This window comes from Stappia sp. (genome assembly GCF_965276915.1).
Lineage (GTDB): Bacteria > Pseudomonadota > Alphaproteobacteria > Rhizobiales > Stappiaceae > Stappia.
Genome location: NZ_OZ255709.1, coordinates 2,134,543 through 2,148,171 on the forward strand (window position 1 = coordinate 2,134,543; position 13,629 = coordinate 2,148,171).

At 66.0% G+C, this 13,629-nt stretch carries 9 protein-coding genes, 1 tRNA gene and 1 riboswitch; all 10 genes read left to right on the forward strand.

What is annotated here, in order from left to right; translation table 11 throughout:
* Nucleotides 1-146 precede the first annotated feature (146 nt).
* The 10 genes from ACQY46_RS09980 (at nucleotide 147) to ACQY46_RS10025 (ending at nucleotide 13,629) form a co-directional block, all read left to right on the forward strand.
* The gene (locus ACQY46_RS09980; protein ID WP_428700083.1) at nucleotides 147-1,784 is read left to right on the forward strand and encodes a bifunctional metallophosphatase/5'-nucleotidase; all 1,638 of its coding nucleotides are present in this window, start codon (nucleotides 147-149) and stop codon (nucleotides 1,782-1,784) included.
* Between the two features lie 206 nt (nucleotides 1,785-1,990).
* Nucleotides 1,991-3,400 (forward strand): tetratricopeptide repeat protein, encoded by a 1,410-nt coding sequence (locus tag ACQY46_RS09985; RefSeq protein ID WP_428700084.1) that lies wholly within the window; start codon nucleotides 1,991-1,993, stop codon nucleotides 3,398-3,400.
* Nucleotides 3,401-3,435: 35 nt separating this feature from the next.
* Nucleotides 3,436-6,240, forward strand: coding sequence for a FecR domain-containing protein (locus ACQY46_RS09990; RefSeq protein ID WP_428700085.1), 2,805 nt, complete (start codon nucleotides 3,436-3,438; stop codon nucleotides 6,238-6,240).
* 178 nt (nucleotides 6,241-6,418) lie between these two features.
* Nucleotides 6,419-6,494: transfer RNA gene (locus ACQY46_RS09995), tRNA-Phe, on the forward strand.
* Nucleotides 6,495-6,872: 378 nt separating this feature from the next.
* A riboswitch (cobalamin riboswitch) is annotated at nucleotides 6,873-7,088 on the forward strand.
* A gap of 176 nt (nucleotides 7,089-7,264) precedes the next feature.
* Complete coding sequence (locus tag ACQY46_RS10000; RefSeq protein WP_428700086.1) at nucleotides 7,265-9,217, forward strand: TonB-dependent receptor plug domain-containing protein; 1,953 nt, start codon at nucleotides 7,265-7,267, stop codon at nucleotides 9,215-9,217.
* Nucleotides 9,218-9,284: 67 nt separating this feature from the next.
* Nucleotides 9,285-9,881: a DUF7676 family protein gene (locus tag ACQY46_RS10005; protein ID WP_428700087.1), complete on the forward strand. Its 597-nt coding sequence runs from the start codon at nucleotides 9,285-9,287 to the stop codon at nucleotides 9,879-9,881.
* A 91-nt stretch (nucleotides 9,882-9,972) separates the two neighbouring features.
* On the forward strand, nucleotides 9,973-10,740 hold the full coding sequence (locus ACQY46_RS10010) for an ABC transporter substrate-binding protein (RefSeq protein ID WP_428700088.1): 768 nt from the start codon (nucleotides 9,973-9,975) through the stop codon (nucleotides 10,738-10,740).
* A complete protein-coding gene (locus ACQY46_RS10015; protein ID WP_428700089.1) occupies nucleotides 10,737-11,735 on the forward strand; it encodes a FecCD family ABC transporter permease in 999 nt (332 codons plus the stop codon). The genes ACQY46_RS10010 and ACQY46_RS10015 overlap by 4 nt, the downstream gene beginning before the upstream one ends.
* On the forward strand, nucleotides 11,732-12,547 hold the full coding sequence (locus ACQY46_RS10020; RefSeq protein ID WP_428700090.1) for an ABC transporter ATP-binding protein: 816 nt from the start codon (nucleotides 11,732-11,734) through the stop codon (nucleotides 12,545-12,547). Before ACQY46_RS10015 ends, ACQY46_RS10020 begins: the two co-directional genes overlap by 4 nt.
* Nucleotides 12,544-13,629, forward strand: coding sequence for a DUF6925 family protein (locus tag ACQY46_RS10025; protein WP_428700091.1), 1,086 nt, complete (start codon nucleotides 12,544-12,546; stop codon nucleotides 13,627-13,629). Before ACQY46_RS10020 ends, ACQY46_RS10025 begins: the two co-directional genes overlap by 4 nt.

The window sequence follows — 13,629 nt, forward strand, 5'->3', positions numbered from 1 at the left end:
CAGGCAAGGGCGATATCCTGCGCCTGCCGACATGGCGCGCAATCTGGCGCCGGCAGGCTGGGCTCGACGGCTCCGGTGTCCGCTCGTTTGCGTAGCCTGGACGGTCCCGGCGGGGTCGGACAAGGATGATCTGGGAGACGACGGACATGCGGCTGGGAATGTTGGGTGCCTGCGCCTTGGCGCTGACTTGCGGGTTTGGCGGAACCGCGGTTCTGGGAGTGGCGACGGCGCGGGCCGACTATGCTCTGACGATCCTGCATATCAACGATCTGCACTCCCGCCTCGAGGCCATCAACAAGTACGATTCAACCTGCAGCGCCAAGGATGAAACCGAAGGCAAGTGCTTCGGTGGCGTTGCGCGTATCAAGGCGAAGATCGACGACCGGCGCGCCGCGCTGTCCGCCGCCGGCCGCAACGTGCTGACGCTGGATGCCGGCGACCAGTTTCAGGGCTCGCTCTTCTACACGACCTACAAGGGAGCCGCCGCGGCCGAGTTCATGAACATGATCGGCTTCGACGCGATGGCCGTCGGCAATCACGAATTCGACGACGGGCCCAAGGGGCTGTCCGACTTCATCGACAAGGTCGACGCGCCGGTTCTGTCCGGCAACATCAACGTGGAGAACGAACCGACCCTGAAGGGCAAGGTGCCCGGTACGCTGGTGCTGGAGGTCGGCGGCGAGAGGATCGGCATCGTGTCCGCCCTGGCCGAGGATACCGTGGAAACCTCGTCGCCGGGGCCGAATGTCCTGTTTTCGCGGGCCGAGGATTACCTCAAGGGCGCCGTCGAGGGGCTGGAAGCCGCCGGCATCACCAAGATCGTCGCGATCACCCATATGGGGCTGCCGCGGGACATGGAGATTGCGTCCCGCGTGCCGGGGATCGACATCATCGTCGGCGGCCATTCGCACACCCTCCTGTCGAACACGTTCGAGGGAGCGGCCGGGCCTTATCCGGTGCTGGTCCAGAACCCGTCCGGAAAACAGGTTCCCATCGTCCAGGCCTATGCCTATGGCAAGTTCCTCGGCGAGATCGAGGTCGTCTTCGACGATGCCGGCAACGTGACGTCCGCCAGCGGCAACCCGATCCTTCTCGATGCCTCCGTTCCGGCCGACAAGGCGGTGGCCGCGCGGCTCTCGGAACTTGCCGCGCCGCTCGACGAGGTCCGGGCCAGGGTGATCGGCAGTGCCACCGGGGTGATCGACGGCTCGCGCGACACCTGCCGTGCCGGGGAATGCCCGATGGGCAATCTCGTCGCCGACGCCATGCTGGATCGCACCAGGGCGCAAGGCGTTCAGATCGCGATCCAGAACGGCGGCGGGCTTCGCGCCTCGATCGAGGGTGGAGAGATCACCATGGGCGAGGTTCTGACCGTGCTGCCGTTCCAGAACGCACTGGCGACGTTCCAGCTCAAGGGCAAGGACGTGATCGCCGCTCTGGAGAACGGGGTCTCCCAGGTCGAGGAGGGGGCCGGACGGTTCCCGCAGGTCGCCGGGATCCGCTATTCCTGGACCCGCGCCCGCAAACCCGGTGACGGCCGTATCATCCAGGTCGAGGTCAATGGCGAGAACGGCTGGGAGCCGATCGACCCGGACAAGACCTATGGCGTCGTCACCAACGACTACATGCGCCGCGGCGGTGACGGCTACAAGGTGTTCGCCGAGGCCGGAATGAACGCCTATGACTTCGGACCCGGGCTCGAAGTGGTCGTCGCCGACTATATCGGCGCGCTTCAGGATGGCTACACGCCGTTCACGGAAGGTCGATCGCGCGAGGTCAAGTAAGGGCGCGCTGCACACTCCGTCCTTGCGATGTTGACCGGATTTTGGTCACGTGGCGCGCGCGGCCGGCCTGGCCGCGCGCCTTTTGTGCCATGAATGCAACATCCCCGTGGAAATCCCTGCAGGTTTGACCAAGGATCGGGACTCCCGCAACTCGCCTAACGTAAGCTCGCCGCGTTCTTGTACATGAATTCGGCTCGGAGGGGCTCGTGAGCTTGGCCCAGATTGCCCGGCGTGGTGTGATGCGTATCGCTGGTGCGGCGTTGGCGGTTGCCGTTTTCGCTGGTCATGCGCTTGCCCAGGCGCCCGCTCAGACATCGACGGAGTTTTCCGCGAACGGAGCCTCTTCCGCGGCACTGGTGTCGGACGATCAGCTGAAAGCCCGCCAGACCGAGCTGTTGGCGGCCATGCTGCGCGATCCGGCCAATCTCGACATTGCCTTCGAGTACGCGACCGTCTCCGCCCGCATCGGCGACTACGAGGCGGCGATCGGAACCTTCGAACGCATGCTCATCTACGCGCCGGGCCTGCCGCGTATCCAGCTCGAACTCGGCGTTCTCTATTACCGGCTGGGTTCCTTCGACGCGGCGCGCTCCTATTTCGAGGCGGCCCTGCAGGCGCCCGACGTTCCCGCCGAAGTCGAACAGCGGGTGCAGACCTTCCTGGCGGCGATCGACAATGCCGAGGAGCCGACGAAGTTCTCGGCCACGGTGGTTTCGGGCCTGCGCTGGCAGTCCAATGCCAATGCCGGCCCCGGTGGACGGCAGGTGACGCTCAACGGCGTGAATTTCCTGCTGGATGACACGGCTGTCGGCCGTGCCGACTGGAACGTGTTCATCGCCGGCAACATCCATGCTGCCTACGACCTTGGCACCCAGGGCGACCTGCTGGAGGCGGACCTGCTTTTCTATGGCGGCCGCTATTTCGACAGTACCCGGCTGAACAGCGAACTGGCGGAGCTGACCTTCGGTCCCTCCTTCAACCTTGCGCGGTTCGACATCGACAATGCCCGGTTCGGCGTCTACGGCATTCTCTCCGGCGTGCGCCTTGACGACACGAACTATTCCGGCGCCACCGGCCTTGGCGCTCGCGTCGCCGTCCAGCCGAGCCTGCGCTCCGCGCTGACCGCAAAGCTCGAATACCGCTACCGCTGGTTCCGCGACAGCGCCGTCTATCCGACAGTGAGCAACCGCAACGGATATCAGATCCTGGCGGAGGCGGCCCACAGCTATCAGTTGACGAACAACTGGTCGGCGCGCCTCACCGTGCTCGGTGACTACGAGAACGCGGCAGCCCGCTTCGAGCAGAGTTGGGAGCTAGGAGCCGGTATCGGCGCCACCTATCGTTTTGCCTCGCCGATCGAGAGGATCGAGGCACCCTGGTCGCTGGACTGGGATGCGGGCTATATTCGCCGGCAGTACGACCGGCCGGATCCGGCCGTCAGCTTCACCGAAAGCCAGCGGGACAACGAGTTCTGGCTCCGAAGCGGACTGACGGTGCCGTTGCGCGCGGATTTCGCGCTTGCCCTGTCGGCCGAGTTCCGGCGAATGCAATCCAATTACCAGACGCGTGACTATTCCAACGCGTCCGTGACGCTGAGCGTCGTCAAGGCGTTTTAAGATCTGTTATCGGCTGTCGGAGCGAGGAGCCTGACATGCACAAGCAACTCGGCGTTGCCGGCATCGCCGGCATGGCATTGCTGCTCGTCCTGTCCGCTTCCGGCGCCAGCGAACGGGTGGGCGTTGCCGCCGCGGTCAACCAGGACGCTTCGCGCACCCCGCCGGGTGCATCGGCGCGCACGGTTATCCTCGGCGACAACCTGATTTTTCGCGAGCGCATCGAGACACGCGGCGACGGGCTCGTGCAGATCCTTCTGGTCGACGGCTCGACCTTTACGGTGGGCGCCAATTCCGATCTGGTGATCGATGAATTCGTCTACGATCCGGACACGGGCACCGGCCGCCTCGTTGCCTCGTTCGGCAAGGGCGTCGCCCGCTTTGTCGGCGGCAAGCTCAGCAAGACCGCCGGCGGCGTCACCGTCAAGACACCCGTCGGCACGATCGGCATACGCGGCGGCATCGCCAATCTCAACGTGCGGGGAGAGGAAAGCCGGTTCTCGCTGCTCTTCGGTGACGAACTGAGTTTCATCGGCAAGAATGGCGAGCAGAGCCGCATCTACGAGCGCGGCTATACGCTCTCGGTTGCCGCGGCGTTGTCAGGCAGCCTGGAGCGTCCTGTCGTCCGCCGCACCACGCAGGCCGACATCGGCGGCGTGCAACGCGGGCTGTCCGGTTCGCCGGGGCAGTCGGGCGGAGCCCCGACCCCGCCGACCGACCGGACGGTCGCCCGCTCTCCGGTGGGCAGGGGGAATTCCGGCCGACCGACGACCAATGTCGCGCCGCGGCCGAAGCCGCAGGTGGTGCGCTCGACCAACATCAACGAAAGCGGGCATGTCACCAATGTGATCAACCGGGGCGCCAACAGCGACATCGTGCGGCGGACCGACACGCCGGTCGACGGGTCGACCGTGCGCGTTCGCGTGCTCTCGGCCGGCGCATCCTACAGTCCCGCCTCCGAGACGTTCTCCGTGACCGATCCCGGTGCCCAGGGCCTGCTCGGCGGCAGCACCGCCGCGGACCGCGAGGTTGTCTTCACCGTCGGGGAGGACGGGACGCAGATCACCGGAACGATCGACGGCGAGACGCTCGCCATACCCTTGCCAAGCGGCGACGAGGCGGCTTTCCGGGTGGTGACGAGCGGCGACCGCGTCGTGGTGGGGACCGTTCACAGGAGCGGCGACCATTTCGTCGCCTTCACCTATTTCGAGGAGATTTCGGCCTCGCTTCTGAGTGCGTTCGAGGGCGGGTCGACACCGGTTCTGGCGACCGGCCAGCCGGTTTTCGGCTTCTGGGGCACCCGTACCGACCCGGCCACGGTGCGGGCCGACAATGGCGCGCAGGTACGTCGCTACAGGCTTTCCGCCGATCCGGTCCAGACCGCTCGGCTTGGCGCCGGTCACGATCTCTATTTCCTCAATCCGCTTGCGGCGGATGCGCTCGGGTCGGCCTTTCTGGCCAATGTGCGCACCAGCGATCTCCTTCTCGTTGCCGGCGACGATCTGATCGCCGATGACCCGCGCTTCCTTGTTGCCTCGATGAACATCGAGGGCAGCGGCCTGTCCCAGTCCTCGGCCATCTCGCTGTCGGTCGGACGGATCCACGAGGACGAGACCAGCGGCTTTGTCGTCGGTGGTCCGCGCCGTGGCGGCTACCGGGCATCGGCGGACGACCCGTCGGTCTCCTTCGGCGGCCCCGTCAGTTCGGTCGCCGCTGCCGACGGCAGTCATGTCTTCGGTCCGGACGCCGAGACCTTCGTTCTGGGCTACGGGCTTGAGACACTGGATGTCGGGCATGACGTCTCGGCCGTTCCTCCCTCGCCCTATGACAGCCCGAACGGGCAGGTGGCGGGCTATCTGCATGTGGCGCAACTCCAATCGGTGACGCCGATCCCCGAATATTCGCGCACCTCCCGTGTCCTCAACGGCTTTGCCTCGGGGATGGTGGAGGCCGGGTCCTTTGGCGGGACCGCGACGCCGTTCTGGTCGGTGACGCCGGACGCGCTCGTCATGGTCTTCGACGCGACCTCGAATTCGATCGGTGCCGGCATGTCGGTTGCCGACGTGCTGGGACGGGATCCGCATCTCGCCGGCCTTGTGCTCGGGTTCGGCGACAGCCTGTTCACCACTGGCCCCAGCGGCCAGTCGGCGCTGATCGATGACGGGACTTATGCCCTGACCCACAATTTCGGCGAAACCTTCGCCATCACCGATGCTGAGGAGGTGCTGGTGCCGGACAGCAATCCGCGCAGCTTCATGGTGCCCTCGACGCTGATCGGCGGCGCCGACAACGCCCTGCTCACCGACGTCGCGCGCTGCACCTGCGCCTTTCTCGAATGGGGTTATTGGGGCACCCGGTTCTCCGGCGAGGACACCACCGCGACGGGGCCGGGCGCACAGCGCAACGACATCGTGCATCTGGGCACCTGGGCCGCCGGGGACGTTTCCACCTTCGGCGAACTGCCGTCGTCGGGCTCTGCCTCCTATTCGGGACACGCGGTCGGCAATGTCGCGCGCAGCACCGAGGGTGGCCAGGCGCAGTATCTCGCCGCCGGCAATTTCAGCATGACCTACAATTTCGGCTCGCGGGTCGGCTCGGCCAGCATCACCGGTTTCGACGGCGTGGATGTCGGCGGGACCGTTGCCGGGCCGGCCGGGCTTGCCACCTCGCTCAATCACTTCGGCGGTGCCATCGCCGAGGTGGAGGGCGACATTTCCGGCACGCTGACCGGTGCGTTCGTGCGCGGTCCCGCGGGTCCGGCGCAGGGCGTGGTCGGCAGCTTCGGGCTGAGCAATCCGACCGGCACCTACACGGCGACCGGCGTTGTCGTCGGCCAGCAGTAGCGGGCCAACCACGCACCGAAACGCGTTCCTTTCCAAGGCGGTGCAGGGTGGCCGGCAGCCTGCGCCGGCTTTCAGACAGGGCTTGTGCAAAACTTGCAAGCTGTCGCTGGACAGGCCGGGAACGAGCCTCTATAAGACCGGCACTTCGAGGCGTCGCGGATGATCGCGAACCGCCCGGGCCCAGGTAGCTCAGTTGGTAGAGCAGCGGATTGAAAATCCGCGTGTCGCTGGTTCGATTCCGGCCCTGGGCACCACTATTTTCAATCGCCAGCAAAAACAACATGTTGGCGTTCGGTTTTTCCCCAAACCCCTGTTTCTGGCCGCAAGCGTTCGGGAAACCGAGGATTTCGGCCGACCGACCCTTGTTGTGAACCAGCAGTTTCATGCCGGACGCGGCCAGTACTTTTTGTCGCGCCGCCTTCGTGCGCCGGACGGTTTCCTTCATTGTCGACACGCTGTCCATGGCCACTCTGTGCGGCGCAGCCGCTTCGGGGTCCGGGTACGGTCGAAGCTCATCCTCTTGCTGATGCGTTCGCCGCGGGCACGGCTGACCGCCCGCTGCTTTGCCCAGGGCCGGTCGGGGGGAATTGCAGCGCCACAAGCTGCAGTCGACTCCCAGACCCGTCTGCGCTTTCTTTGCCGTCGACAGAGGTTCCGAGTGTGACTCGGATGAAAAGGGAACACGGTGAGGCGTACCCATCAGGGGCCGAGACCGTGGCTGCCCCCGCAACTGTGAGCGGAGAGTAGGCGTTCCGCAAACCACTGACGTCGCCCGAAGGCGAGGTTGGGAAGGTGAGCGCCCGCATTGACCCGCAAGCCAGGAGACCTGCCCCTGTCAGTCACCCGACCTTCGATACGGGGTGTGTCGAGGTGCGGCTTTCCGTTGAGGTGACACCCGAAAAATACCTGCTTTCGCGGGCCGGAAACGTGCGTTCATAGCACGCCTGGTCTCCGCTGCAGGTCCATGTTGTCTGGCGACCGGGGTTCCGATGGGCATCCCGGCGCACGCTGGGGGTGTGTCTGAATGAATGTGATTTTGCGCGGATCTGCGAGCGTTCGGATCCTGACCATCCTGCTGGGGGCAGGTGCCGCCATGGCCCGGCCGGCTATGGCCGAGGAGATCGATCTCGACGAGGTGGTGGTTTCCGCAGGGCGTACGCCGATGGCCTCGGAGGCAGTGGGGCGGGCCCACACGGTGCTGAGCGGCGAGGAACTGGAGAAGACCCAGACCCGCTACGTTGCCGATGCACTGCGCAAGGTGCCGGGCCTCGCCGTGTCGCGAACCGGCTCGCATGGCGGGCTGACTCAGGTGCGCATCCGTGGTTCCGAGGCCAATCACGTCCTGGTTCTGATCGACGGGGTCGAGGTCGCCTCGACGTCGGGCGGCGAGTTCGACTTCGGCGGCCTTCAGGTCGCCGACATCGAGCGGATCGAGGTGCTGCGCGGTCCCCAGAGCGCGATTTACGGCTCGAACGCGACGTCCGGCGTCATCGCGATCACGACGAAGGGCGGCCTGCGCAACGATATCCGGGTGACGGCCCGTACAGAGACCGGCACTGACAGGACCGTGCTTGGTCATGTCGGCATACGCGGCGGCGGCGAAACCTTCGACGTCGCGGTCTCCGGTGCCTTTCGGGAGAACGAGGGCTTCAACATTTCCGACTTCGGCACGGAAAAGGACGGAGACCGCAACGCGACCCTCAATGGCCGGCTGAACTGGGACATCACCGAGGATCTCGCCCTTGACCTGAGCGCCCGATATGTCGACCGCAAGTCGGACACGGACGATCAGGATTTCGCCTTTCCCGCGACGCCGACCCAGGGACAGGTGATCGACACACCCGGCTACAATGCGACGAAGGAGTTCTACTCCGGGGTCGGGCTGTCCTGGTCGCTGTTCGATGACCGCTTCGTGCAGAAGGTGCGCGCGGAATACACCGACCTGGAGCGTCGGGGCTTCAGCAGCAGCTCCTTCAATGGCAACGACGACCGCCGGCTGCACGCCAGCTACCAGGCGACCGTGACGGCGGAAACGCCGGACTTTCTCGGTGCCGAGCACAGCCTGACCGGCGCGCTGGAGTGGGAGCGGGAATATTTCAAGAACCCCTATCCGGCCTTCAGCCCGTCGCAGGTTCCCGGCAAGCAGCGCGATCTCGTCGGCTACATCGCCGAATATCGCGGCGCCTTCATGGACCAGTTGTTCCTGAGCGCCGGGCTGCGCTTCGACCAGAACGAGGCCTTTGAAAACACGCTGACCTACAGCGCCAGCGCCGCCTATCTGCTGCGCGACACGGGCACAAGGTTCCACGCCTCGATCGGTACCGGCGTCACCAATCCGACCTTCTTCGAGCAGTACGGCTTCATTCCCTCAAGCTTTGCGGGCAACCCGAACCTGCGTCCGGAAACGAACTTTGCCTGGGATTTCGGTGTCGAGCAGCGGTTCTGGGATGACCGGGCACGGGTCGATGTCACCTATTTCAGGGAACGTCTGGAGGACGAGATCCAGACACCGTTCGTGCCGGGCGTCGGCACGACGCCGGTCAATCTGGCCGGCACCAGCAAGCGCCAGGGCGTCGAGGTGTCGCTCAGTGTGGAACTGCTGCCGGAGCTGCATGCCAAGGGCACCTATACCTATCTCGATGCGACCGAGCCCTCGGGCCTGGAAGAGGTGCGCAGGCCGAAGCATTCCGCGTCGCTCAGCCTCACCTACGGCTTTGACGAGGGTCGCGGGAACCTCTTTCTCGACGCGATCTACAACGGCCGGATCAAGGACAGCGAGTTCATCACCGCAACTCCGCAGACCCGCGTCACGCTCAGTGAGTACTTCCTCGTCAATGTCGGCGCCGACTACCAGGTTTCGGAGAACTTCACGGTCTATGGCCGGGTCGAGAACCTGCTCGATCAGGATTATCAGGAAGTTTTCGGCTTCAACACGCAGGGGCTGACGGCCTTTGCCGGCGTCAAGGCAACCTTCTGACCAAAACGGGAAGGGGGCGTCAGCCCTCTTTTCTGTCCGGAACCCAGGCATAAAAGGAGATTGGGAAATGGATGCGAACTGGCGGGGTGGCCCGGAACCGAGCGAGACCATTCGGACGGAAGACGGGCGTATGAGACGCGAGGTCTGGTCGGTGCCGCCGCAGGAGGCCGTGCTTGAGCCGATCTTGCGGGACATTTTCGAGAACCATTTCGAGGGGATCCGTTTCGGGCCGCTGATCGAGGGGGCGGCCTATGAATGGAAGTGCCCGGGAAAGCCGACCTCCATCGGGCTGATGGACGGCTATCTCACCGTGATGTTCGCCACTGGCGGGCATTTTCACCTGTGCATCGGAGAGAACCGGGGCAGCGCCGCATTCCCGACGCCCGACGATCTGCGCCTGCGTCGCAAGCCGTCCAGGGCGCAGTTCTTCCGCGGGTTCGGTCGTGACGGAAAACCCGTGACCTGGGGGTTCGAGATGTGGAACGGCGCGGACGAGCCGATGCTCTCGGTGTTCTTCCCCAATCCGTTCATCGAGGACGACGACAGTCTTTCGAAAATTCCGGTTTTCGCGCGGCTTGCGAGCTGGCGAGCGATCTCGGGCACATGGCTCGGCCGGGCACCCGAGTCACTGGACGAGGAAGGGGCCGGGTTCGGTGGCAAGTAGAGGTGTCCTCTGCCTTCTGGCAATTCTGACGGCAGCGACGGTTACGGTCGCCGGCGCCCGCGCCGGGGAACCGCCGCGACGTGTCGTCTCCATGAACCTGTGTACCGACCAGTTGGCGATGCTGGTCGCGGCGCCCGGCCAGCTTGTCTCGGTCTCCCATCTTGCCAATGACCCGGGCATCTCGCTGATGAGCGCGGAAACGGACGGGCTCGTCATCAATCACGGTCTTGCCGAGGAGATCTTCCGTCTGCGGCCGGACCTGGTCATCGCCGGCACCTACACGACGCGGGCAACCGTCAACCTGCTTCGGCGGCTGGGGCGGCGGGTGGAAGAGTTCGAGCCGGCGAATTCCTTCGCCGACATCCGCGGCAACGTGACCCGCATGGGCGCGATCCTGGGGCGCGAACGTCAGGCCGAGGCTCTGAACGCGGCCTTCGATACCGAACTGGCGGGGATATCCGCACTGGCCGGGGCGGCCGAGGTTCCCGTGCTCGGCTCCTATGGCGCCAACAGCTTCACCACAGGCGGGGGAACGCTGGAAAATGAGATCGTCGAGAAAACCGGCTTTCGCCATCTCGGCGAGGAACTGGGACTGTCCGGCACCTCGCGTCTGCCGCTGGAAACACTTGTTCTCTCCAACCCGGATTTCATCCTGGTCTGGGAGCGCTGGTCGGCCGATCCCTCGCGCGCCACCGACATCCTGCGCCATCCCGCGCTCCGGGCACGCTTCGGCGAGGAACGCCGCCTGTCGGCCGACAGCCGCTACTGGATCTGCGGAACGCCGCTGACGCTCGGCGCGGTTGAGCGCCTGCGGGCCGCAGCGCATGTCGCCGGCGGGGCAGGGAGTGCCGACCGATGACCGCGGATCGCCGCTACCCGATGCTGCTCGCCCTTCTGGCGGGTCTGGTCTGCCTTCTCTTCGTCCTCTCGCTTGCGACAGGTCAGGTGTGGATCGACCCGCGCCTGCTGCTCTCGGCCATCGGCGACACGGATGGCGCCGAGGCCTTGATCCTTGCCGAGATCCGGTTGCCTCGCGCCCTGCTCGGCCTCTCAATCGGTGCGATCCTCGGCCTCTCGGGCGCCGTCCTGCAGGGTTTCCTGCGCAACCCGCTGGCCGAGCCCGGTCTGCTGGGCATTTCGGCGACCGCCTCGCTGGGTGCCGTCGTTGCCATCTATGCCGGGCTGACGCTGCTGCATCCCTATGCCTTGCCGCTCTGCGCCCTGCTCGGAGCGCTTGTCGCCGTCACTCTGCTGCAGATGCTGGTTGGCCGGTCCAATGACGTCCTGGTCATCATCCTCGCCGGCGTCGCGCTGACCTCGCTTGCGGGGGCGCTGACCTCGCTTGCACTCAATCTTTCCAGCAGCCCGTTCGCGGCGCTGGAGATCGTCTTCTGGATGCTGGGCTCGCTCACCGACCGCAGCATGGCGCATGTCGGTCTTGCCCTGCCGTTTATCCTGCTCGGAGGCGTCCTGCTCGGGCTGACGGGACGCGCCCTCGATGCGCTGGCGCTTGGCGCGGATGTCGCGAGAAGCCTTGGCATCAGCCTCACCCGGACCCGGATCCTTGCCGTGGTCGGCACGGCGATAGGGGTCGGTGGCGCCACCGCGGTCAGCGGCGCGATCGGTTTCGTCGGCCTGATCGTACCGCATCTCCTGCGCCCGCTGGTCGGGCACCGTCCGGGCCGCCTTCTGCCGGCGAGTGCGTTGGGAGGGGCGGCCTTCCTGCTTGCTGCGGACATTCTTGTTCGCCTGGTGATGCCTGATCGCGACCTGAAGCTCGGGGTGGTCACGGCCATCCTTGGCGCGCCCTTCTTTCTCTGGCTGCTGATTGGTTTGCGGAGGCGTGCCGCATGATCCGCCTGGACTGCGAGAATGCCGGCGTCGGTCGTGGCGGCCGGTCGGTACTCGACGGGGTCTCCTTCCGCTGCGAGGTGCCGCAGCTTGTCGGCATCGTCGGCCCGAACGGTGCGGGCAAGTCGACCCTCATGCGGGCGATGACCGGTTTGCAGGAGCATTCCGGCAGCATTGCCTGGAATGGGCAGGCCGTTGCCGGAATACCGGCGGGGGAGAGAGCGCGCAGGATCGCCTACATGCCGCAGGAGCGGACCGTGCACTGGGCGATGGATTGTCTCGATGTCGTGCTGCTTGGCCGCCTGCCGCATCGCCCGGCCTTTGTCGGTGCCTCGGCATCGGACCTTCGGCATGCCCGCGAGGCGATGGAGCGGATGGACGTCCTGGGCTTTGCCCGACGTGCCTTCAACGCGCTGTCGGGCGGCGAGCAGGCGCGGGTCTTGATCGCCCGCATGCTCGCCCAGCAGCCCGACGTCTATATCGCCGACGAACCGGTCAACGGTCTCGATCCGGCCCACCAGATCGCGCTCATGCAGATCCTGCAGGGCGTCGTCGCGGAAGGCCGGTCGGTATTCGTCTCGCTGCACGACCTGACGCTTGCGAGCCGCTGGTGCGACCGGCTCCTGCTGCTGCACGAGGGACGGCTTGTCGCGGACGGCACACCGCAAGCGGTGTTGGACCGGACGCGTCTTGCCGAAGTCTACGGCATTCGGGCCGAGGGCGTTGTGATCGACGGTCGGCCGGCGATGGTGCCTTCCGGCCTTGTCGGCGCTGGGCCCGCCTGTTGGCCTGCGGAAGGAGAGTTGCCCACATGACCATGCAATCCTTGAGGAATGTCCTGCGGACCCAGCTCGTCGACCGGGATGCCGGCTGGAGCATCGGGTCCTTCGGCGCTATTGGAGAGTTCCATCAGCGGCCGGATGACAGGATTGCCGTCGACCGGGCGGACAACCTCTGCCGGGCGACGGAAAAGGGCGGCATCCGCCTGGAGCCCGAGGCGCTTTCCGAGACCGTTGCGGTCGCCTTCGAGACGCTCAGCCCGCGAGCCGAGCGGTGGGGACATGGCTTGGCGCTGTGCCTGCCGGCCGACAAGGCGGCGGTGCCCAGCCGGGAAGTACTCACCGAACTCGGCCCCGACGACGAGGCCTTGCGTCCGGAGGACCGAGGCGCGGTCCTGTTCGACATGGGGCTTGCGCAGCCGCAGATCGAATTCTGTATCCGCACCGCCGATCCGGAGCTCCTCGGCGTGCTGCGCGCGCGGGCCGGTCGGTCGCTGATGGAGCCCGGCAACCCGGTCATGGGCACGATCCTGTCGTCGCATCCGCATCGTGTCGTCCGCTCGCGCCTCGGGCGGGTGGAAGTCTTCCAGAAAATCGGCGGGCCGGATACGGGCGGCATCTCGCCCGACGGCCCGCACACCCACGTCTTGCCGAAACTGCTGCGCTCGGGTCGGACCCATTCGGCGAACACGCCGATCCCGGACGGTCTCGTGCCCTGCGCCATGCTGCATCCGCCCAGTGCCGTGATGGGTGCGCGGGGCGAGGACATCCCCTTCGACTTGCAGCGCTTCGAGACCTTCCAGGTCTTGTTGCGCCTGTTCGGGCGTACCTCCTATGTCGCCGCCAAGGACCGGGTCTTGACGGCGCTGGAGGAGGGCGCGGAGGACGCCTTGCAGGAACCGGCGACGCGACTCGAGCGGACTGGCCTGCGTATCGCTCTGCGGCAGCAGGCACGACAGGCCGCGCTTCATGGGAAGCGGAACCTTTCGATGCGGATCGACCGGCTGCGCCGGCGGTTCGACCATTTGACGGAGGAACCCGACGCCGTCGAGGACGAGCGTCCCGGTCATGAAAGCGAGGGAGAAGCCTCGCGCGCGGCAGCCGGCCCGGCGCCGTGA